Source organism: Alkalimonas amylolytica, from assembly GCF_900107845.1.
Lineage (GTDB): Bacteria > Pseudomonadota > Gammaproteobacteria > Enterobacterales > Alteromonadaceae > Alkalimonas > Alkalimonas amylolytica.
This window is the reverse complement of record NZ_FNRM01000003.1, coordinates 323,402-345,351: the sequence shown is the minus strand read 5'-3', so window position 1 is coordinate 345,351 and position 21,950 is coordinate 323,402. Positions and strand designations below refer to the sequence as shown.

At 50.6% G+C, this 21,950-nt stretch carries 17 protein-coding genes; 3 read left to right on the top strand and 14 right to left on the bottom strand.

From position 1 onward, the window contains the following. Positions 1–75 precede the first annotated feature (75 nt). On the top strand, positions 76–3,165 hold the full coding sequence (locus BLW37_RS07830) for an ATP-binding protein (protein WP_139243678.1): 3,090 nt from the start codon (positions 76–78) through the stop codon (positions 3,163–3,165). Positions 3,166–3,196: 31 nt separating this feature from the next. Here BLW37_RS07830 and BLW37_RS07825 read toward each other — a convergent pair whose 3' ends face one another. Then, positions 3,197–6,367, bottom strand: coding sequence for an ExeM/NucH family extracellular endonuclease (locus BLW37_RS07825; protein ID WP_091341615.1), 3,171 nt, complete (start codon positions 6,365–6,367; stop codon positions 3,197–3,199). Between the two features lie 250 nt (positions 6,368–6,617). Further along, positions 6,618–9,086 carry an acyl-CoA dehydrogenase FadE gene (fadE, locus tag BLW37_RS07820; RefSeq protein WP_091341614.1) on the bottom strand — a complete coding sequence of 823 codons (2,469 nt, stop codon included), beginning with the start codon at positions 9,084–9,086 and terminating at the stop codon, positions 6,618–6,620. Positions 9,087–9,282: 196 nt separating this feature from the next. Between fadE and BLW37_RS07815 the strand changes: the two genes are divergently transcribed. Beyond that, positions 9,283–10,047 (top strand): class II glutamine amidotransferase, encoded by a 765-nt coding sequence (locus BLW37_RS07815; protein WP_091341612.1) that lies wholly within the window; start codon positions 9,283–9,285, stop codon positions 10,045–10,047. Here BLW37_RS07815 and BLW37_RS07810 read toward each other — a convergent pair. The 12 genes from BLW37_RS07810 to BLW37_RS07755 form a co-directional block, all read right to left on the bottom strand. Further along, positions 10,044–10,823 carry a DUF3108 domain-containing protein gene (locus BLW37_RS07810; RefSeq protein ID WP_245785654.1) on the bottom strand — a complete coding sequence of 260 codons (780 nt, stop codon included), beginning with the start codon at positions 10,821–10,823 and terminating at the stop codon, positions 10,044–10,046. The genes BLW37_RS07815 and BLW37_RS07810 overlap by 4 nt on opposite strands. Next, positions 10,798–11,454, bottom strand: coding sequence for a phosphoribosylglycinamide formyltransferase (gene purN / locus BLW37_RS07805; RefSeq protein WP_091341611.1), 657 nt, complete (start codon positions 11,452–11,454; stop codon positions 10,798–10,800). Before purN ends, BLW37_RS07810 begins: the two co-directional genes overlap by 26 nt. A gap of 18 nt (positions 11,455–11,472) precedes the next feature. Continuing rightward, positions 11,473–12,513: a phosphoribosylformylglycinamidine cyclo-ligase gene (gene purM, locus BLW37_RS07800; RefSeq protein ID WP_091341609.1), complete on the bottom strand. Its 1,041-nt coding sequence runs from the start codon at positions 12,511–12,513 to the stop codon at positions 11,473–11,475. Between the two features lie 70 nt (positions 12,514–12,583). Then, positions 12,584–12,991 (bottom strand): hypothetical protein, encoded by a 408-nt coding sequence (locus tag BLW37_RS07795; RefSeq protein WP_091341608.1) that lies wholly within the window; start codon positions 12,989–12,991, stop codon positions 12,584–12,586. Beyond that, positions 12,964–13,896, bottom strand: coding sequence for a LysR family transcriptional regulator (locus BLW37_RS07790; RefSeq protein WP_091341606.1), 933 nt, complete (start codon positions 13,894–13,896; stop codon positions 12,964–12,966). Before BLW37_RS07790 ends, BLW37_RS07795 begins: the two co-directional genes overlap by 28 nt. Before the next feature lie 32 nt (positions 13,897–13,928). Beyond that, positions 13,929–14,897, bottom strand: coding sequence for a tRNA 5-methoxyuridine(34)/uridine 5-oxyacetic acid(34) synthase CmoB (gene cmoB, locus BLW37_RS07785; protein ID WP_091341605.1), 969 nt, complete (start codon positions 14,895–14,897; stop codon positions 13,929–13,931). A gap of 7 nt (positions 14,898–14,904) precedes the next feature. Further along, positions 14,905–15,636: a carboxy-S-adenosyl-L-methionine synthase CmoA gene (cmoA, locus tag BLW37_RS07780; RefSeq protein WP_091341603.1), complete on the bottom strand. Its 732-nt coding sequence runs from the start codon at positions 15,634–15,636 to the stop codon at positions 14,905–14,907. 76 nt (positions 15,637–15,712) lie between these two features. After that, complete coding sequence (locus BLW37_RS07775; RefSeq protein ID WP_091341602.1) at positions 15,713–16,084, bottom strand: hypothetical protein; 372 nt, start codon at positions 16,082–16,084, stop codon at positions 15,713–15,715. Continuing rightward, a complete protein-coding gene (locus BLW37_RS07770) occupies positions 16,081–17,634 on the bottom strand; it encodes a bifunctional GNAT family N-acetyltransferase/carbon-nitrogen hydrolase family protein (RefSeq protein WP_091341600.1) in 1,554 nt (517 codons plus the stop codon). The genes BLW37_RS07775 and BLW37_RS07770 overlap by 4 nt, the downstream gene beginning before the upstream one ends. A gap of 27 nt (positions 17,635–17,661) precedes the next feature. Further along, positions 17,662–19,755 (bottom strand): tetratricopeptide repeat-containing diguanylate cyclase, encoded by a 2,094-nt coding sequence (locus BLW37_RS07765; RefSeq protein ID WP_091341598.1) that lies wholly within the window; start codon positions 19,753–19,755, stop codon positions 17,662–17,664. Between the two features lie 91 nt (positions 19,756–19,846). After that, positions 19,847–20,203, bottom strand: coding sequence for a hypothetical protein (locus BLW37_RS07760; protein ID WP_091341597.1), 357 nt, complete (start codon positions 20,201–20,203; stop codon positions 19,847–19,849). Continuing rightward, a complete protein-coding gene (locus BLW37_RS07755; protein WP_139243677.1) occupies positions 20,203–20,565 on the bottom strand; it encodes a thiol-disulfide oxidoreductase DCC family protein in 363 nt (120 codons plus the stop codon). Before BLW37_RS07755 ends, BLW37_RS07760 begins: the two co-directional genes overlap by 1 nt. Positions 20,566–20,717: 152 nt before the next feature. Between BLW37_RS07755 and BLW37_RS07750 the strand changes: the two genes are divergently transcribed. Continuing rightward, complete coding sequence (locus BLW37_RS07750) at positions 20,718–21,950, top strand: Nramp family divalent metal transporter (protein WP_091341594.1); 1,233 nt, start codon at positions 20,718–20,720, stop codon at positions 21,948–21,950.

Genomic DNA, 21,950 nt, shown 5'->3' with positions numbered 1-21,950 from the left:
AGTTCACTGCCTTTTTCCTGTCAACAAAGCGGCTATACTAAGTGACAGAACTTCCTTCTGTACTGAGGCTGCCGCTTGCTTAGCTCGTACACTTCGCTTGAACGTTACTGGACTTTTAGCCGACGTCAATTGTGGCTTTGTTGTCACATCAGTGCCCTCGGTTTTGTCACTAATTTGCTGGTGTTGCAACTGCCGCTACTGGCACCCTTGCTGCTTGGTAATACCGCCTTCCTGGCTATTTTACTTCGGCTTGGGCCATTCTGGGGGCTTGCTTCTTTTGCCGTAGTGGCACTGCCGCTATGGGGGGCTTGGTTTTGGTGGCTTAGTCTGGCCGAATTTATGTTGGTATTGATGGCCTGGCGTTCGGGCAGGCAGAGCATAAGTCAGTTGTATTTGCACTGCTGGTTGGTATTGGTACCTGCAGTGTTTTTGTATCTATTTTGGTTGCAAAGCATCAGCATCGGCTTTGCGGCTCTTATCAGTCTGATTCTGTGTCTTGGTGGCGGAATGAGCTTGGTAGGCGCTAAATTGATCCTGAATGTGGCCATCAGTACTCGTTTAAGCCGGCAACAGCCTTTGTCGGAACAATTGGCCGGGCGTATTACGGTTTATTCCGCTGTGCCAACTCTGGTGTTGATTCTGGCGGCTTTGCATGCTTTTGTGGCATGGGATTTAAACAAGCGCCATGAACAGCTACTTCGTTTAGAGCGTCAGTTCTTAACCTTTAGTGCGTACCAGTTAAGGCAGTTTCGTACCACTTTGCAGCAGGCAGCACTGAATTATCCACGTTATAAGGATGAGCGTATTCTGGATGATTTACTGCAGCTGCAGCCACACTTTATCTCGGCAGCGGTGACTGATCAGCATGGCGATGTCATTAGTTATCGTTTTCGCGGCGGACAGCAGTTGATGGGCTCAGTCAATGTTTCCGATCGAGATTATTTTCAGCAGCTGCAATTAAAACCGGTGGGTACTTACGTTAGTGATGCCTATGTAGGGCGGGGTCTGGGCGACGATCTGTTGTTTGCCGTGAGTGCGCCTATGCTAAATTCAGAGCAGCAATTTATCGGTATTGTGCAGTCCTCAGTGTTGCTCTCCTCGTTGGCACAACAGCTGCAACCATCTGACAGTCCTGAACAGATACGAGCCGTTTTGTTGGACAATCAGGATAAACAAATTTGGTCGGTCCCTTTTACCGAGGGCTATGGTCAGCTGTTTCTGCGTGGCAGTGACTTTTTGCCTGGGAAGCGTGTTTTTATCAACTCTTGGTTTCTGCCCGAGGGTGGGGTTCAGCTTAATCAGGATGGTCGAGGCTTTATTCGAAGCCATCAAACCGACGATGGCTGGTTGCTGCTGATGCACTATCAGCTAGACGCTGTTTTGTTCGGTTATAACATATTGACTTTAATAGTTATTTTGTTAGTTGGTTTGGCGATCTGGTTGCTGAATCGAACCTCCTTTTACTTTGTACGTTTTTATAGTCGTCCGTTACGGCAATTAGTGCAGTCCATTCAACGACTGGAGTTGCAAACGGATGCACCTTTTTGCGATCTGTCGGCCAGAGCTAGCGGTTTGGAGGTACAGCAGCTGTTCGATGAATACAATGCTATGGTGGTGCGCTTGCATCAGGCCCGAAACCGGCTGGAAGAGCTTAATGCCAGTCTGGAGCAACGGGTAAAAAAACGAACAGAAGAGCTGGCCAATGAACGGGATAGGGCGACTCAATTGGCTCAGGTTAAATCACGCTTTTTAGCCACCATGAGCCATGAGTTGCGCACCCCGCTAACCGCTATTATTGGTTACACAGAGCAGCTTCAGCTCGGTCAGTTGCTTAATGCAAAGCAACAGCAGCAGCTGGAAGTGATCAGCCGTAATAGTAATTATCTGCTGAGCATCGTCAATGATATTCTGGATGCAGCCAAGCTAGAAGAGGGCAAGCTATCAACTGAAGTCCAGTCGGTCGCTATCAAAAAGCTGTTGCAAGACCTTTGCAGTGACATGACCAAATTGGCCACCAGCAAAGGCCTACGGCTGGACTTTTGCTTTGATGACCGTATCCCAGTCTGGCTGCGACTGGATCCCCAGCGATTGCAGCAAATCTTGCTGAACTTGCTCAGCAATGCCATCAAATTCACTGAACAGGGGAGTATTCAGGTACAAGCCTGCCGTAGCTCCTCGCATCGTTTACAGATTTCGGTCAAAGACACCGGCATAGGTATGACGATGGAGCAACTGGATAAGGTGTTCAGTGCTTTTGAACAAGCCGATAGCGGCACCAGCCGAAGGTATGGCGGGACCGGCTTGGGACTGCATATTAGCAGCCAGCTGGCAGAGTTGATGCAGGGGGAATTATCAGTCAGCAGTGAGCCTGGACGAGGCAGTCTGTTTACGTTGGAACTGCCCTTGATGGAGCCAGAAGCCAGTTCGATCGATGTGGCTGCTAAAACTTCGGTCTCAGACATCTCTATCCCAAGGTTAGCTGGTAAGGCATTGGTGGTGGATGATGTGGACGATATTCGCTTGTTGGTGGTTGATTTATTGCAACAAAGCGGTTTAACGGTAATAGCGGCTAAAAATGGAGCCGAAGCCGTGCAATGGGCGAGGAAGCAGGCATTTGATTTAATCCTGATGGATATGAATATGCCGGTGTTGGATGGTGCGGAGGCCACCCGCCAGTTACGCGCAGCTGGTTTTACACTACCCATTCTGGCACTAACGGCGGATGTGTTACCGGAAGACCGAGCGCTGTTTTTGCAAGCTGGCTGCAATGAAGTCTTATCCAAACCGATAGAGCCAGCATTGCTGTATCAAGCTCTGGCGCGTTATCTGCAACAGCCATCCGCGCCAGCAGACAGTTTGCCAGCTGTTGCTCCAGCTGCCGGTATGTCCGCTTCGGAGCGCATTGCCGCTTTAAAGCAGCGCTATGTGGAGCAGTTGCCTGAAAAGTTAGAGCAATTGCAATTGTTGCTTGAGCAGCAAGATGAGGCGGAGCTTGCGGCATTGCTGCATCAGCTGAAAGGTACTGCGGGCAGCTTTGGTTTCCAGCGGGTTTCTGCAGTGGCTGCCGGCATGGAGCAGCAATTAAAAGCAAGGCAGCCTATGAAAGAAGTGGACTGTACTGAGTTAGCTGCAGCAATAGCAGCTGCACAGAGTGAAAGCCCCTGATACCGCCAGGACGGTATCAGGGGAAATATGATTAGAACTGAACCGTTAACAGCTCTGTGCACTGGGTGCTTTGCGCATGACACAACTGGTAACTAGCCTGACTAGCCTCAGTACGAAACTGATCATTGTAGCGGCCAGCGCGGTGAATGCTGGTAACCACAGTACCATCACGTACTAGCTGCAAGCCAGCTGCGTCACCGGTAATCCGCAGTTGCACCAAAGTAGAGCCGGAGCGAGCGCGGTTCACCCGGATAACGTTGAGCTCTGCATTAAGCGGTGGTAATGGCTCACTCAATTGCAAAGCAATCAACAGAGGATCGTGATCCGAAGCACGGAAGGGATCCGCGGCATAGAAATTAGCCGGTTTTTCCAGGCCGCCAGGCAGTGGGCCTTCGCTGTAGTTAAAGGCCGGCATTTCATCCGCGTTGATGTGCCAGGACTTGGCTTCTAATACCTTAGCTGTCATGGATGGGCTGGCAAAGGCATGATCCAGACTGCCTGACTCGCCCATAAAGGTGTAGCTGTACACACTGTAATCGTCCTGGTTGCTTTGTACTGCCAGGTTGACAAAACCTGCGGCTTCCAACGCGGCCAGCGGATCTTCTTTGGCGTAGGCATTAAAATCACCCAGCACCAAAATATCGCTATTGCCGGAGTTGGTGGGATCGGTGTCTAACCAACGCAACATCGCTTCGGCTGATTTGGTACGCCAGTTATTCCAACAGCCCTGACCATCGCCTTGATCTGCGTTTACACCGCTGGCGTTACCGCAAGATTTTGCCCGTAAATGCACGGCAACGGCGGTAAATACTGCACCTTGCTCTGTGGCAAAACTTTGTGCCAGCGCCGGGCGCTGCCGCGAGGTATCAAAGTCTGGATCCACGCTTGAGTCCAGTACGGCAAAATCACCATGCAGGCTTACTCGGTTGGCACGATAAATAAAGGCAGGCTTGATAGCATCGGTGCCAAGCCAGCCAGTGGCAACATAGCTCCAGTCAGCCGAAGTGGCAGCAGCATTGAGTGCCTCGACCAAATGCTCCAGAGTAGAGTCATCGGCATCATTTTCAATTTCGATCAAAGCCAGTACATCGGCTTCCAGAGCCTGAATGGCTGGTACCAGCTTATCCAACTGACGTTCCAGTTCGCTATCCGAGCGGGCTCCGCGACAACCTAACGCATTCGGGCCGCAGCGATTCCCCGGCAAATCAAAGGTGGTAAAAAGATTCTCGACATTAAAAGTCGCTACTTTGAGATCTCCTTGTTCTGCCAACTCAGGGGCATCCATTCTTGGGTTGCCGCTGGTAATAAAGTAGGGTGTGCTCAGATAGCGAACCCGATAGGCACCAAAGGCATAGCTCATCACGCCATCCAAACCAGCTTGCAGCAAATAACCATTTCGGATCGGATTGCTGGCGGAAATTTCGTTGATGCCATCCTTACCGGTGATAAAAGGCTGGCGGTTGACACCGGTCAGGCCATTATCAATGATGATGCGGTTCAGTCGGTTGCTTGCCATCAGTGTTTGTGCTTCCGAGCCTGGCGTGACAATCTGGGTTGGATTGAATAAGCGGCCATTGGACACGGTAAACTCACCAAAACGCACCGCATTAAAAACATCAGTTACGGTTAGATCATCGGCGGTTTGTACCCACATACCAGCAATACTTTCTAACTGCTCGAAGTTTGCTACCGGCAGACTGATTTGAGCCGGGCTGACCAGGTGCAAGCGATTGCTATCACAAACTGCCAGTTCACTGATATTTGCAAGCTGTGTTTCTTCAAAAAACTCAGCCACCGTGCCCCGTACCCGCACCAGGTCACCTGGCTGCACCGGCACCCCAAAGCCATTGTCGTAGACGAAAATACCTTCAGATGTAAGAGGGTTGCTGTCCTGATGGTGATCTTTTTCCTGCAGATAGAAGCCTCCCAGGCCACCGTTGTCGGTTTGCTGGAACACGGCTGTCACCACTGCCTGCAGCTGCACTTCAGCGCCTTGCAGCGGGCTTTGGAAGCCAGCACCCTGTACTTGATGAATACGGGTAGCCGGGTTATCGCAGGCAAAAGCAACCGGTTCAACCGGGTTTTCTGCGGTAAGCAGCAGATTGGCCAGACGCCAGGTACTGCAGTTGCCGCTGTCAAACTGATAACGCAGTGCCAGATGCACCGAGCCATTTAATGCTGAAAGTTGCTCAAAACCATCGAAGCGCACGGGTACATTGTTGCTGCTAAAGTCGTCCGGACTAATGCTGGTGAGTAATACCCAGTCAGCTGGATGCAACTCTGTACCACTGAATTGGGTGGAGTAGTAAATATCCAGATTATTGACGCCAGCAAAGCCGCGGGCGATATCGATGGCCAGGCGCTCACCGGTCTGGCTGTCGACATCAAAGGCTGGTGATACCAGCCAACTGTCATTGGCGCTGCAGCTGCCGTCGACAAAGCCAGAGAAGCTGACATTGTTAAAGCCGCCATCCCACTGCCATTGCTGCTCGCCCTGGAGGCTCCATTGTTGCCAGCCTTTTTCAAACGGGTTGCTGGCAAAATCACGTTGATACACGACGATACGATCGGCATCGGCAGTCAGGGTACCGGTCACCAGCAGATTGTCAAAACGGTTGTTGCCCGTGGCGTTGCTGGCACCATTTAGTTCAATGCGAAAGTACACACTGGCTTGGTTGTTTAGCTCAGTGACGGCAGAAAAATCGTAGCTACGCAGCTGAAAGCTGCTACCAAGGGCACCTGAGTCTACCGCAAAATCTGTGAAGTTCTCGCCATCAACAGACCAACTAATACGACGCTCATTAAACCCTGTGGCAGTGCCGCGCTGGGCCCAACTTAGTTGTAAGTCCTGATAACCCTCACTGCTGATTTGAAGGACAATGGCGGCGCCATTGTTGCTGGTGCCGGGCCCCCCCTGTACCGACAGGCTGCCACCGGCAGCATAACCTGGCAGGGCATTGATGGTACTGCCGGCAAAGGACTGAATGGTGATGTAACTGCCATTGGCTGCTGTATCTTCGTTAAAGTTGGTTAGGACAATGGCACCTGCGCCAACATCGGGCTGTTGAGGAAAGGACTCGGGATTAAAGCCAAAGCTGCCATCCGGCAGTTCATTGAAGTTTTGCGACCAGTAGGCGATGGGGGTTTGCGCCCATAAGCCAAAAGTGCCGAGTAACAGCACCAGTGCGAATAGTTGTTTCATCGTTCGGTATCCATATTATTTTAATGGTTATGACGTGGTACGGCTGTACGTCCTGGTATGCGTTTAGCCTATCCACGCGAAGTACGCATGGCGTCCAGCGTGAACCCGTAACTATAGAAGTCTTTTGTGTCATTTTCATTAAATTTTTTAGCAAATGCTAAGCTAGTTAGGAAGGATTGCTATGTCTGTTAACACTAGATGGCATAAAAAAACCCGGTTGGCACCGGGTTTTTCAAAGAGAAGCTTGATGTTAAGCGGCATTCACCTTAGCTGAGCTTTGCTGCTCTGAAGCCAACAGCGCTTTGTCGGCGGCCAGGTAATTAAAGTCGAAGTCGTCGACATTAATGGTACGCAAGCGACTGGCTTCTGCCTGACGTAAGACCTGGGCTTCCTGCTCGGAAATGACCTTCAGTTCCAGGCCTAAGTCGGCCACTTCGTTTAAACGGAAGAAAGGCAGACGTTTTTTCGCAGCTTCGGTAACTTTGTCAAACAAAGGTTCCGCCGCCAGTACATCACGCAATGCTTGTTCCACCATACCAATCGGGTTGTTGTCTTTGCCAGCCAGATACAGGTGGTGGCCCAGGCGCGAGCGGGCTTCACAAGGTGTTTGCATAATGCGGGCAACCTGGTGTTCCACTGTATCGCTTGGACGGCGCAGCGTACGACCCCATGGGAAGACCACGCGTTTAAGCACCACACCAACCAGACGGTTTGGAAAGTTATCAAACAATTCATCCAGCGCCAGCTGGGCTTTAGACAGGTTGTCTTCACAGGCCCATTGCACCAGAGGCAGATCCTGTGGCTGGCGGCCTTCATCCTGGAAGCGCTTTAATACGCTGGAAGTCAGGTACAGCATGCTCAGAATATCTCCAAGCCGGGCCGAAATTCGCTCACGGCGCTTCAGATCGCCACCCAGTGTACCCATGGCTACATCCGACATCAAAGCCAGCGCAGCACTGAAGCGATTCATCTGCTTGTAGTACTTAGCGGTCGCATCATTGTAAGGCGCACTGCTAAAGGCTGCACCTGTCAACGACAACCAGAAGGTGCGGAAGAAATTGCTGATGGCAAAGCCAATATGACCAAACAAGGCTTTATCAAAGGCGGTGACCGCAGCACGGTTGTCTTCGTTGTAGGCAGCCTGCAGTTCAGCCAATACATAAGGATGGCAACGAATAGCACCCTGACCATAAATGATCATATTGCGGGTCAGGATATTGGCGCCTTCAACTGTGATGGCAACCGGAGCGCCTTGATAACCACGGGCCAGATAGTTGTTTGGCCCCATGCAAATGCCTTTACCGCCATGCACATCCATCGCATCAATCATGGCCAAACGCATGCGTTCGGTAATGTGGTACTTGGTTATGGCAGAAATCACCGAAGGTTTTTCACCCAAGTCGATGGAGCCGACGGACATTGTAGTGGAAGCGCATGCCATGTAAGCGGAGCCACCAATGCGGGCCAAGGCTTCTTCGACGCCTTCCATCTTACCGATAGGGATTTTGAACTGACGGCGAATACGGGCATAAGCACCGGTCGACATCGCAGCAGCTTTAATGCCTGCTGTGCTGTTGGACGGCAGGGTAATTGCACGACCAACGGATAAGCATTCAACCAACATGCGCCAGCCCTGGCCTGCCATTTTGGCACCACCAATGATGTAATCCAGCGGAACAAAAACGTCGTTGCCCTGGGTTGGACCATTCTGGAATGGTACATTCAGCGGGAAGTGGCGACGGCCAATTTTCACCCCTGGGGTGTCGGCGGGGATCAGAGCACAGGTGATGCCTAAATCTTCTTTATCGCCCAACAGCTTGTCCGGATCTTGCAGTTTAAAGGCTAAGCCAAGCACGGTAGCAATAGGTGCCAGCGTGATGTAGCGCTTGTTCCAGGTAAGACGCATGCCCAGTACTTCCTTGCCTTGCCATTGGCCTTTGCAGACAATGCCATAGTCAGGGATCGAGCCCGCATCTGAGCCAGCTTCCGGGCTAGTCAAGGCAAAGCAAGGCACGTCCAGGCCTTTCGCCAAACGGGGCAGGTAATGGTTTTTCTGCTCCTCGGTACCGTAGTGTTGCAACAGCTCGCCTGGGCCCAATGAATTTGGCACGCCGACAATACTGGACAAGACCATACTCTTGCTGGTTAGCTTTTGCAGTACGCAGGACTGTGCATAAGCAGAAAACTCCAGGCCGCCATACTGTTTTTTAATGATCATGGCAAAGAAGCCTTTGTCTTTCAGGTACTGATAGACTTCAGGCGATAAATCGGCGCGGTCGTGGGTGATTTCCCAGTCGTCGACCATATCCAGCAATTCTTCAACCGGGCCGTCCAGGAAAGCCTGTTCTTCAGCACTTAACCGGGGGATTGGGAAGTTATGCAGCTTCTGCCAGTCCGGGTTGCCACGGAATAAATCAGCTTCCCACCAGGTGGTACCGGCATCAATGGCTTCTTTTTCCGTGCTGGACATTTCCGGCATGATCTTGCGATAGACACCAAGCAGCGGCTGAGTCAGCAGCTTCTGGCGAATAAAAGCGACATTCAGCGGCAGGGCAATCAGCAGGAATACAATCCAACTGGCCAATCCGACTGGGCCGGCAACAGTACCTGCTGCCAGGGTAACAGCTATTGCAGCTGTGAACAGCGTTAGACTGGCACGGTAATAGGCCAGAATGCCAATCACAACCAGTAGTATCAGGCTAAACACAAACCCTTCCATATCTATCTCCTAAGAGGTCTGACCACTAATGCTCTAAGAGTATAATCTTCCACAACAACTTGCAAGTCTTTCAAAGGCAGTCCGACATTTGCTCGTACAAAGCCCTTTACACCAGCTGATACGGGAAAGTATAGTCGGTTGGCTCACTTTTAGCGCAGTGGCAGTAAAACTGCCGATCAGAGGAGTTTTGTGGTTCATGTGTGAATTGCTCGGGATGTCGGCCAATGTGCCTACCGATATTTGCTTTAGCTTTAAAGGGTTAAAAGAGCGGGGTGGCCGGACAGGTCCGCACCGGGATGGCTGGGGTGTGGCTTTTTACGAAGGTAAAGGCGTCTGCACTTTTAAAGATGCACTGCCAAGTTATGAGTCGGAGATTGCCCGCTTGGTCAGTGATTATCCGATTAAAAGCTGCGCCGTGGTGGCGCATATCCGGCAGGCCAACCGTGGCCGGGTGAGTTTGCAAAATACCCATCCTTTTACCCGGGAGCTTTGGGGGCGTTACTGGACTTATGCCCACAATGGTCAGCTGCACGATTACAAAGACTTGCCGGTGGCACGTTTTCAGCCCGTGGGCACCACTGATAGTGAGCGGGCTTTTTGCTATTTGATGAGTGAGCTGGATAAGCGCTACCCAAACAAACCGCGCTCGCGTAAGGCTGCTTTTCGCTTTTTGCAAAAAAAAGCCAAAACATTGCAACAGTTGGGTGTGTTTAATATGTTGCTGACCGATGGTGAATACTTGCTGACCTACTGTACCACCAAATTACATTGGATCACCCGGCGGGCGCCTTTTGGCATCGCCCGTTTATCGGATGTGGATGTGGATATTGATTTCTCCCGGGAGACCACACCCAAGGACGTGGTAACTGTGATTGCAACCGAGCCGCTGACCCTCAATGAGCAGTGGCATAAAATGCAGCCGGGGGAGAGTCAGTTGTTTCGTTACGGTGAGCCTATTTAACGCAGCCCGGCAGCGGCAGTCTCAGCTGTGCGCTGCCAATGCACTTTATGCAGCTGCACATCGACTTGTTCGACATTGTTTTCACCGTGCCAAATGCGTACCAGCAAATAGTCCAGATCGGGGGCTACCCAGGCGTAAATTTGCCGATCAGAGTCTTCTTCAACGCGCTCAATGCGATAGGCCATCACATTGCCGTAGGGGAGCGGCAATAACTCTTTGGTAACCACCCGAAAATCATAGGTTTTTGGATCGCCCCGCCGATTCAATACTTCATAGCTAAATGAACGCTTACCAGCGGCCAGATCTATGGCCAGTTGTTGATGGTAGCTAAGTTGATCCAGCCAGTTGTCATCCCAGCTGTGGGATTTAAGTTCGCCTTTACTGCCTTCTCGTAATTCTTCTTTGATTGGATCCAGTGTGAGCACATAATTGCGACTTGGACCTGTGCCACTGCGGTTCATCCGGTAGGCCAGCGGTTGCACCTGGGAACCACGTATTGTAAATTGTGTTTGTTCCTCCCTGCGATCACGAAACACCATCCAACTGATTTCGCTACGATAACGTAGGGTATAGACACCATCGTCCTTTTTCAGCTCACGTTCGGCTTTACCGTGGCTCCGGCCATTACGGTACACCACATACTCTGCCTGGTAAGGGGCAAGCTCTAGTGGCAGCTCGTCCGAAACAGGCTCAGCTGCTAATGGCATTAGCAACAGTGGTAAGCATAAAAAAGGCGCCCGCAGGCGCCATTCAGAGTTCGTACTCATCATCGTCATGGGCATATCCGTATTGCGGTAATGGCTCATCATCCAACAAAGCTTGTTGGCCTTGCTGACGTAAACGTCCCTGACAAAACCAGCGGATCACTAAGGGGTAGGTGCGGTACTCCTGTTCATGCACCCGTTCGGCCACTGTTTCTGCATCATCGTCAGAAAAAATAGGGACTTTGGCTTGCAGCACCACAGGGCCACCGTCCAGCTCCTCAGTAACAAAGTGCACGCTGCAACCGTGCATTTTGTCACCGGCTTCGATGGCACGCTGATGTGTTTGCAAGCCTTGGTACTTGGGCAACAAAGATGGGTGAATGTTCAATAATTTACCGGAAAAATGCTGCACAAAGCCCGAAGTCAGAATACGCATAAAGCCTGCTAGTACTACCAGATCGGGTGCAAACTGGTCGATAAGCTGCTGCAATGCCAGATCATAGCTTTCACGGCTATCAAAGTCGCTATGGGCCAGACAATGGGCACTGCTGCCGGCCTCATGGGCCCGGATAAGGCCATAGGCATCGGCTTTATTGGAAATAACGGCGGTTACTTTACCAGCGATAAAGCCGGAAGCGCAGGCATCCAGAATTGCCTGCAAGTTCGTACCATTACCTGATATCAGTACAACGATGGATTTCATGCCTGCCCTTAGCTGCCCTTAACGGATAATGACTTGCTCTTCGCTATCTGAAGCAGCTTGGATCTCACCCAGATGCCAGGCCACTTCACCAGCCTGTTGCAACATGGCTAAAGCAGCTGGCAGTGCCTGGGCAGGAACCACCACAATCATGCCTACACCACAGTTAAAGGTACGGTACATTTCGTGGGTCGTTACATTGCCTTGCTGCTGCAACCAGGTGAAAATGGCCGGCCATTCCCAGCTGGACCCGTCAACCACGGCTTTGCTACCTTGTGGTAAGACGCGGGGGATGTTCTCCCAAAAACCACCACCAGTGATATGGCAAAGGGCATGCACTGGTTGTTGTTTAATCAGGCTGAGCAGGTTTTTCACATAAATACGGGTTGGTTCAAGCAAATGATCGGCAATGGACTTGCCTGCCAGCTCTGTGTCTGCTGACTGGCCGCTGATTTCAAGGATCTTGCGGATTAAAGAAAAGCCATTGGAGTGAGGGCCGGATGATGCGAGGGCGATAAGTTGATCGCCGGCTTGGACCTTACTGCCATCAATTAACTCAGATTTTTCGACCACGCCAACACAGAACCCAGCAATGTCGTAATCCTCACCATGGTACATACCAGGCATCTCAGCGGTCTCGCCGCCGACCAAAGCACAGCCTGATTGGGCACAGCCATCGGCAATGCCTTCGACTACGGTCGCAGCTGTTTCCACATCTAACTTGCCAGTGGCATAGTAATCGAGGAAAAATAGTGGTTCTGCACCTTGTACGATCAAATCATTGACGCACATGGCAACCAGATCAATACCCACACCATCATGGCGTTTTAAGTCCATAGCTAAGCGCAGCTTAGTGCCTACGCCATCGGTGCCGGAGACCAATACAGGCTCTTTGTAGCCAGCCGGGATTTGGCACAGGGCACCGAAACCACCTAAGCCACCCATTACTTCAGGGCGATGCGTACGTTTGACAGCACCTTTGATACGATCGACCAGGGCGTTACCTGCATCGATATCGACACCGGCGTCTTTGTAACTTAGGGTTGGATTTTGGTTGCTCACGGCATTCCTCAATTGAACAAGGGCTGAAAATGGACGCTATTTTACCTGCATAATCATTGCGACAAAAGCATTACTGGGTAGCATTTGTCATTGCCTGTTCGACATAGCCGGCTACACTGATGCTGTTATCCTGCATGATTTTATGGTAAATAACTGATGCAAAAGGAAATTCTTTATCCAGATAGGTCAGGCAAAGATAAGGCGCATCCTGAGTGCTTTTGTCGTGAAACCACTCACCACCCAGCTCACGGCGAAAGACTTCGCCAGTGTAGGCTCCCAGAATGGTGCACAAAGTGAACAACAAGTCCTGCGCATGCGCTTGTTTCTTTTGACGTTGATGCAAAGCGGACACCAAGGTATCGAGTGGCAGCAAGCTAGCCCGGCTAAAATCCAGCTCGAGCTGAAATTCTTCTTTAGCGTAGTTAACGGCATCATTGGCTGACTGAACCATCAGGTCCCTGAGCTGTTGATCGTGCATAGATTCTCCCTATTTTGTTCCGTTTGATGGGCTGCTAACAGGCACTGACGTAGTAACTTACTGCCGGGGCCCAATTGTTCTTCGTATGGACTTAATAAGGCCATGGGGGCAAGTTTTTCTCCACCACTGCCCAGCTGCAGTACCTTAAGGCTGCCGTCTTTTAAACCCGCTTGCACGGTGTAATCTGGCAGCCAGCAAAAGCCAAGACCCAGTTGCAGAATTTCGATGGCTTCGTAAAAATTATCAACGGTCCAGCGCTGTTCGGATTTCAACCATCCGCCTTGCTCCTGAGGTTTTTGCGCGGTATCACGAATCACGATTTGCAACTGTTGGCTAAGCTCAGCCAGATCCAGCTTGCTATGGTCGGCAAGAGGATGCTTGCTCCCAACTACAGGAATAAAGCGGGTCACATACAAGGGTTCACCAAGATGGCCTTTTGGCACCTGGCCTGAGATCACCAGATCAGCACTTTTATCGCGGATAATCTCGGCTGTCCCAGTGAGCACTGAATCAATAATTTGCACCCGGCTGCCACGGCTTTGCGGGTAAAATTTCAGCAATGCCTGATAAAGGTAATGCTTAGGATAAGCCAACTCAACCGCGATCCGAATTTCTGGTTCCCAGCCTTTATCAATGGTGTCTGCGAGTCGCTCCAAGTCTTCGATTTGCTGAGTCACCATGCGGGAACGCCGAAGCATCACTTCACCTGCTTCGGTTAAAAAGGCTTTGCGCCCTTTAACTTCCAGTAGCTCGACACCCAGCATGCTTTGTAATTTAGCCACCGCATGGTTTAAAGAAGACTGACTTTTATTAAGTAGATCAGCAGCCTGGGCATAGCCGCCGGCATCGACAACTGCTTGCAGGATACGCCATTGTTCGATGGTGGTTTTAGGGCGATAGGGCATAAGTCAGTCGCTCTCCTTTGGGTAACCGGCCGTTAGCGTTCAGCAACAATCACAGCCCGAAGCGGCGCTGGGTAACCTTCAATGGTTTTACTATGGTCATTTGGGTCGAGAAAATCAATTAAACTTTCATTTTCCATCCAGGCGGTGGCTCGTTGCTCTTGCAAGCTGGTTGGGCTGCAATCCACTACGCGAGGACTTTTAAAGCCAAGCCGTTTTAGCCAGTGGCATAAAGCAGCACAGCTAGGAATAAACCAGACATTACGCATTTTGGCGTAGCGTTCACCGGGAACCAAAACGGTGTGCTCATCGCCTTCCACCACCAAGGTTTCCAGTACCAGCTCGCCACCTGGGCGAAGCTGCATTTTCAGCTGTTGTAAAAACTCCAGTGGCGAGCGACGGTGATAGAGTACGCCCATGGAAAAGACCGTATCAAAGGCTTGCAGTTCAGGCAGTTCGTCGCAGCCTATCGGTAACAGATGCACCTTTGGATCCGGATTAAAGTGCTTGATGGCCTCAAACTGGCTATAAAACAGCTGCGAAGGATCGATGCCGACAACAAAATCGGCTTCTGCTTCTCGCATGCGCCATAGGTGATAGCCGCTGCCACAGCCCACATCCAACACAAAGCGGTTTTTCAGTGGCTGAATGTGGGGTAAGAGGCGCTGCCACTTCCAGTCTGAGCGCCATTCGGTATCGATATAAATGCCGTGAATGTTGAACGGGCCTTTGCGCCAGGGCATCAGCTGGCGTAATAAATGCTCAATGCGCTTTCGCTGTCCCTCATCAATTGCCTCGGCAAGGCCGAGCGTGATGGTATCACCTAATTCTTTGCTCGAGACCGTGGTCGCTGGAAGTTGCGCCAGCACTTTTTGCCAGCGGTGAAAATCACCATGGAGGGCCTCTTTTTGCCATAGCGCCAGTTGAGCGGGCAGGGTTTGAAGCCAGTGAGCAAGTCGATTGCCGGCGATTTGCTGGTAAAAAGGGATAAATAAATCTGTCATGCTGATCTCAAGGCTGTTTAAAAGCAATCATCGAGCAAAAGTTAAAGCACTGGAACCAGACGGTGCTTTCTTCAAAGCCTGCTAGCTGCAAGCGCTGCTGGTGTTCTTCGATACTGTCGGGCTGCATCACATTTTCCAGCGCGGTGCGTTTTTGGCTGATTTCAAGTTCGCTGTAGCCATTGGCTCGCTTAAAGTCGTGATGCAAATCCACCAGCAATTGGTTGCTGTGCGCATGTGGACTGATGATTTTTTCAGATAACAGCAAAATTCCGCCGGGCTTTAACGCCTGATAAATGCGAGTTAGCAAGCTGGCTCTATCTTGCTTAGCTAAAAACTGCAGTGTGAAGTTCACCACCACCATCGCTGCATTACTGAGCGCTAGCGCGCGGATATCACCTTCAATCACCTCTACCGGGACTTCGGAGCGAAAAGCCTCCAGGTGGCGCTGACAGCGCTGCACCATGGCCGCACTGTTATCAACGGCAATAATTTTGCAGCCTGCAGCGCTGATATTGCGCCGCATTGCCAGGCTGGCTGCGCCTAATGAACAGCCTAGGTCATAATAGTGGCTATCGGCTTGCTGGAAGCGGTTAGTCAACTGGCCTATGGTTTGGATAATGCTCTGATAACCGGGCACTGATCGCTGAATCATATCCGGAAAGACATCGGCTACCTGATCGTCGAAGCGAAAATCCTGAATATGCGCCAGCGGTTCGGCGTAAATATGATCTTTGTGCATAGGAGAAAGGGATAAACCACCATGGGCTAAGTGTATCTGATTTTGTTACAGAACACGATCTGCTTGTACTGGCTGCTTACTGGGCAGCCAGGCGTTTATTGGCTTCACGGCGACGAACATAGTCGATCAGTCCGACAATCAACAATGCTAGATTTTGATAGAGCGGTACCATGGCCAGGATCAGAATGGCGCGCTCACCCTCTGCTGGGTTATTCATCAGGCCAATGTAGGGTAGCAAAGCCACCAGGTGTATCAGCAGAGCGGCCAGCGGAAATAGCTTGTTTAACTGATAACGAAGGTGCAAAAAAATACAAATACCAGCCGCAGCCACGGCTGGAAGCAGCAGCCACAGCTGCAGTATGGATGCTGGTACCAGCTCGGTGCTTAGTTTGAAAACTAGCAAGGACTGCAGTGCCAGAAGGGCCAAAGTGGTGATCAGAAGCTTCATGTTGAAGGGGTCTCTTTCATGCTGTGTTTGCCAAGCCAGCTTACTTGATACAAATCGTGGCGTCGATCTTTTAAGTTCGTAACAGAGCCTTCATTGCGAATTTGTGTTAAACGGTCCAGATCCAGATCAGAGAACATCAGCATTTCGGTGTTAGGTGTAGTTTCTGACATGACGGCATCGTGCGGAAACGCAAAGTCGGATGGTGAGAATACCGCCGATTGGGCGTACTGCACATCCAGATTATCGACCGATGGCAGGTTACCGCAGCTACCGCAAATCACCACATAGCATTCATCTTCAATGGCTCTGGCTTGAGCACAGTGGCGCACCCGAAGGTAACCATTTTTCGTATCAGTCCAAAAGGGCACAAAGAGCACATCCATTTCCTGCTCTGCCAACAGCCGGCTTAGCTCCGGAAACTCTACATCATAGCAAATCAGAATGCCGATACGACCGGCATCCGTTTGAAATACCTGCAGTTTATCACCACCTTGGATGACCCAGTCCCGACGTTCATGCGGCGTAATATGGATTTTGCTTTGCATTTCGACGGTACCATCGCGCCGGCAAAGATAGCTGACATTGAACAAGTCATCACCCAGCAGCAAAGGCATGGAGCCAGTGATGATGTTGATGTTGTAGCTGACCGCCATATTGGACATTTCCTGCCGAAAGCGCTCGGTAAAGCCGGCCAAAAAGCGAATAGCTTCGGTTTGGTTGGATTTGTTGTCGCACAGGCCCATCAGCGGGGCGTTAAAAAACTCCGGGAACAGCGCAAAGTCGCTTTTGTAATCGGATAGGGCGTCCACGAAGTATTCAACCTGTTGCAATACTTCATCAACGGAGGTTGCTTGGCGCATTTGCCACTGCACCGCACCAACCCGGATTTGGGTTTTACGGCTTTCAATCAGGCGGCCTGGGGGCTCATAGAAAATATTGTTCCACTCCAGCAAGGTAGCGTAGCCTTGGGATTTTTCGTCCTCTGGCAGGTACTTTTTCAGCAAACGCTTTAACTGAAAGTCGTTGGAAAGTTGGAAGGTAAGAATAGGATCGTAAATCTCCCGTCGCTTCACAGCTTCCAGGTAGTCGGCAGCCGACATCTCATCGCTGTACTGATGGAAATTGGGGATCCTGCCACCAGCGATAATGGCGCGCAGGTTTTGCTGACGGCACAGCTCTTTTCTTACCTCGTATAAACGACGGCCCAAGCGATAGCCACGATAATCCGGGTCAATCAGCACATCCAAACCATAGAGCGCATCACCGTGCGGGTTATTCAGGATGGTCATCCGCTGGCTGATCAGCTCATCGTAAGTATGCGGGTTGCTAAAGCGGTCGTAATCGACCTGCAAGGAAAGCGCAACGCCTACAATATCGTCGTGATCTACCACGCAGAACTGGCCATCCGGAAAGTCCTGGATTAGTTTTTCGATGGTGTGCCTTGGCCAGGACCCACCCAAGTCTGTATAAATCCGGTCCATTAAGCGCTTTAATTGCGGATAATCGCTGACTTCAAGGTTTCGTATCTTAATTCTCAGCTCTTCTTGCACCCGGAGTTCTCCCTTAGGTTGAAGCGGTTAAGTGCGATGGACTTTAGGGCCTGCAACTTCACTGCATGTCAGTTGTTGCAGTGTCAGTGGCTGATTTTGTTCCACATCAAAGCTCGTCATGATTTCCGTTAAGGGTACGTGAAGGCCGGTGACGCCGCAAGCCTGATTTCGGCCTTTGGATTTGCCAGAGTAAAGAGCGAGATCAGCCAATTGCAGGGCTTTTTCCCAGTTGAGTTTTTCCTCTGGAATATCGTCAAAGGGCAGGGTAATAAAACCAGCGGTGGCGGTGACGACGATCGGTTGTCCATTGACCATAAAGGGTTTTTCTGCCAGCAGATACAAGGTGCGTTCAACCAGCGTATTCAAGTCTTTGGGCTTAATGCGGTGCAAATACAGCAAAAATTCTTCGCCACCCCAGCGAATGGCCTGATCATGTTGTCGTAGTGACTGGGTCAGGCGTTTGGCAACCTCTATCAGGATGTCATCGCCAGCGGCGTGGCCATGTTGATCATTGATTTGTTTGAAGAAATCAATATCAAGTAAAATCAAGGCATCACGCTCTTCGCCATGATGACGGTGTTCTTTTTGTTGCCAACGCTTGGCCATCCGCTGTTGAAATGATCGCCGATTGAACAGGCCGGTCAGTGGGTCACGCAGCGACTGAAACTCCAGCTGCTTGTTGGCTTCTTTTAGGCGGCGGTTAATGTGGCGGACCTTGCGATACAGTTGCCACATTAAAATACCTGCCAGGGCAGAAGCAAAAGCCGCCAGTAAAATCAGTCGGTTCTGCAATTGCTTGTTCTCGATGGTGCGCTCTTGCAGAGCATTGGCTTGTTCCAGCCGTTGGATATGGTGTGCTTGCTCTCTGGCTTGAAAGCGTTGTTGCATCTCTGCGAGGATGCGCTCCCTATCTGCCTGGAACAGCTCTTTGTTCAGGTCCCGTTGTTCACGCAGGATGGCTGCCTCTTCGCTATGGTAGCCTGCGTGATGAAGCGCTTTGGCAAATTCGGTTAAGAAGCGCTCTAAATCGGAGCGACGGCCATGCTCACGGTAATACTCGATGCTGCTACGCATCTGCTGCAAGCCTTCGTCATAATTGCCTTGCATCACTTCAATGTAACCGAGGTTGAGCAAGACTAGCTGTTGGGTGTATTCATCCTCCAGCTCAATGGCCAGCTCTTTGGCTTGAAGCAGCGGCTCAATGGCTTGCTGATATTGATGAAGTAGTATATGGGCTGCCCCTATATTGTTCAGGCTCAGCAGGGCTATACCCTGATAGCCCTGCTGAGTGGCCTGTTCCAGCGCCAGATAATGCGTCTGAATAGATGCTTCATGCTGGCCCAACTCACCTTCGATGTAACCTTTTGTTAGATAGAAGTCAGGCAGGTGATCTTTTATTTTATCTGGTACACCGGCAATAGCTTGGTTAATCAACTCAAGCCCTTGCTCAAGATTTTGCATATCCGCATGAAGTTGCGCCAGCTGGCTTAGTAAATACGTGCGCCGGATAGCCGTACGGTCATCATCGGTTTCGAGCACAGCTTCCATAGCCGCATGCAAATGCTTACTGGCCAGCTCGAACTGATTGTCCAGGATGTAAATTCGACCTAACAGATTGTTGGCATAAAATCGTATGCGAGGTTGCTTGACAGACTCAAGAAAAGACTCCAATTCAACAATGGTTTGGTAGGCCTCATTCATCTGGCCCTGATAGAACAGTACTTCAACTTGAGTAGCGAGGGCTTCGGCCATCACGTCCGGACTCGGATGCTGTCTGGCGAAATTGCCAAGTTGTTCAAGAGCCGCTGCTAATTGTACTTCGTCGTTGTTGTATAAGTAGTAAAACACTTTCATCGCATAAAGACGTGTGACTGAAGCCGGGGGCGTATTGGCTTGAAGTTGTTGCTGCATCGTTTGCAGCTGTTGCAAAGAAAGCTCTTGGTCCTGATCCAGGATATTCAGATACTGATCCAGCTGTTGCTCCAGTTGCGGATCTGTTTCGATCGACCAGGCTGGTGGGGGTAGCATCAGACAGATAATGACAGCACTCAGGAGCAAGCTAAAGCCAAATAATTTAGGCTGGGTTGAGCCATACAAAGGGGCGCTGGATGCAAAAAACATAACTGTCCTGAGTCAGAGACGACATTTTAAAAATAGCAACTATCGATTAGAAAGCCAATTGCTTTATTTATCAACAGTTTTTTAGTTAAGACTAATTGATTGGCTTCAGCTCTGTGCGACCAAGTGTGATTGAACTGTTTGCTGTAGCCAGTAACCAAAGGCAAGGGCTTTTTCTACGATACTTGCAATGCTGGGGAGATGGGTTGGTCAGAGCATCCCAAAAATCTTTTTCAGTGAGATTCGAACTGAGCAAGCTGTCCCAAAAAACATAGGCATTGTGTTTGACAAAGCCTACTTGGTACATGTTCTCCAGACGTTGTTGGCACTGTTGTTTTAAGCTGGGGTGGCTAAACAACGCGTGGAACAGTTGTTGATGTTTCTCAAGGAGCAGCTGATCGAGGTGTTGCTGCCTTTTGCTGGCGGGTCTGTTTTGTATTTTACGCTTCATTATTCAAGACTGCACTTGCCACTTTTTTCGCGCCAATGAGCCCACAATCGATAGCCTAGGCGACTAATTACGTACAGCGGAGGCAGGCGAAGTAAGCGTGTGGTTCGATGAAAGCCTGCCAGCTGCCAATAATACAAACTGGCATCAAAGCCAGTAATAAACTGTTGACCATCCCACAAGTGCAGCTGTTTCATCATGCTTATTTTGCCGACCCCTTTAAATGCCTCAAAATTGGCATCATGCAGATTTTTCAGTACGATTTTGCCCGTCAGGCGTGGTTCGAGGAGTTTCATCTCTCTGGCGCAAAGGCTGCAGCGACCATCATAAAACAGAATCGGCATGGCGTTATCATCTTCTGACAAGAGGGCTCCTTGAATACTGTGGTTAATCAATTGGCTGTATTGCACAGTACGAGTCCTGTGGACGAACTGATCATTTCAAGAGCAAGAATTGCATTGCTGCTACCAACAGGCATACTAAGCCATACAGTTTTCTTGTAAGGACATTCGTCACTATGCGCTCTTGGTTCCGGCTTGGTCCCGCCACCTTGGTTGCCGCCGCATTTATTGGCCCTGGCACAGTGGTCACTGCTTCATTAGCAGGCGCCAATTATGGCTATGCTTTGCTATGGGCTCTGTTGTTCTCTGTACTGGCTACCATGATTTTGCAGGAAATGGCTGCTCGGCTGGGGATTGTTACAGGGATGGGGCTTGGAGAAAATCTGCGCCAGCTGGTGGCTCAACCGGCACTGAAGTTCTTATTGTTTTTATTGGTAATAGCCGCCATCGTCATTGGCAACAGTGCTTATCAGGGGGGGAATATTACTGGAGCCAGCCTAGGGGCTGATGCTATCTGGGGAGATACCCTCATTATCAGCAGCATTCGCGCTTATACAGGGCTAAACCCATGGGCTTTATTGATAGGAACTCTGGCAGTATCGGTGTTGTGGCATGGCAATTATCGGCTGATTGAACGCTGTCTGATTGGCTTGGTGTTACTGATGAGCCTGGCTTTTGTCAGTACCATGTTGCTGACCCGTCCGGATTATGGTGCTATGCTGCAAGGTCTGTTACTGCCCGCTATTCCTCGCGGGGCCACACTGACGGTGATTGCATTAATCGGCACTACAGTGGTGCCGTATTCATTGTTCTTGCATGCAGCCAGTTCAGCCAATAAATGGCAGGGAGTGCATAATAAAGCGGAGGCATTGCAGCAATCCAATGCCGACTTGCGCACTTCAATTCCTTTGGGTGGGCTTATTTCGCTAGCTGTCGTTTCAACTGCCGCCACGGCCTACTTTGGACGAGGTCTTGCCATTGAAAATGCCGCTGATCTGGCGGTATCGCTGGAGCCTTTGTTTGGTCAACGAGCGACTTACCTGATGGCGCTTGGCTTACTCGCTGCTGGGTTGTCCTCTGCCGTCACGGCACCTTTGGCAGCTGCTTATGCGCTGAGGGGGATTTTACAGCTGTCGAATCTGCACTTTCGCTTGACCTGGCTCACCATCATTCTGATTGGCGTGGTGGTTTCTTCGTTGGGTTTGCGTCCAGTGTCGGTGATTTGGTTTGCGCAGGTGGCCAATGGTATTTTGTTGCCAGTGATTACCTTTTGTTTACTGGCCGCTATGAACATGGCAATACTTGGGCGTTACCGTAATAACTGGCGGCAAAATATAGTGGGTGGCCTTGTCTTTGTTATCAGCTTGCTGCTCAGTGGCCGCAGCTTATGGCTTGCTTTTGCTAGCTAG

Bases quoted from the DNA above. Each gene is read 5' to 3' on its own strand.
- BLW37_RS07825 (WP_091341615.1), bottom strand. From the start codon at position 6,367: ATGAAACAACTATTCGCACTGGTGCTGTTACTCGGCACTTTTGGCTTA.
- fadE (WP_091341614.1), bottom strand. From the start codon at position 9,086: ATGGAAGGGTTTGTGTTTAGCCTGATACTACTGGTTGTGATTGGCATT.
- BLW37_RS07815 (WP_091341612.1), top strand. From the start codon at position 9,283: ATGTGTGAATTGCTCGGGATGTCGGCCAATGTGCCTACCGATATTTGC.
- BLW37_RS07810 (WP_245785654.1), bottom strand. From the start codon at position 10,823: ATGACGATGATGAGTACGAACTCTGAATGGCGCCTGCGGGCGCCTTTT.
- purN (WP_091341611.1), bottom strand. From the start codon at position 11,454: ATGAAATCCATCGTTGTACTGATATCAGGTAATGGTACGAACTTGCAG.
- BLW37_RS07795 (WP_091341608.1), bottom strand. From the start codon at position 12,991: ATGCACGATCAACAGCTCAGGGACCTGATGGTTCAGTCAGCCAATGAT.
- BLW37_RS07790 (WP_091341606.1), bottom strand. From the start codon at position 13,896: ATGCCCTATCGCCCTAAAACCACCATCGAACAATGGCGTATCCTGCAA.
- cmoB (WP_091341605.1), bottom strand. From the start codon at position 14,897: ATGACAGATTTATTTATCCCTTTTTACCAGCAAATCGCCGGCAATCGA.
- cmoA (WP_091341603.1), bottom strand. From the start codon at position 15,636: ATGCACAAAGATCATATTTACGCCGAACCGCTGGCGCATATTCAGGAT.
- BLW37_RS07775 (WP_091341602.1), bottom strand. From the start codon at position 16,084: ATGAAGCTTCTGATCACCACTTTGGCCCTTCTGGCACTGCAGTCCTTG.
- BLW37_RS07765 (WP_091341598.1), bottom strand. From the start codon at position 19,755: ATGTTTTTTGCATCCAGCGCCCCTTTGTATGGCTCAACCCAGCCTAAA.
- BLW37_RS07760 (WP_091341597.1), bottom strand. From the start codon at position 20,203: ATGAAGCGTAAAATACAAAACAGACCCGCCAGCAAAAGGCAGCAACAC.
- BLW37_RS07750 (WP_091341594.1), top strand. From the start codon at position 20,718: ATGCGCTCTTGGTTCCGGCTTGGTCCCGCCACCTTGGTTGCCGCCGCA.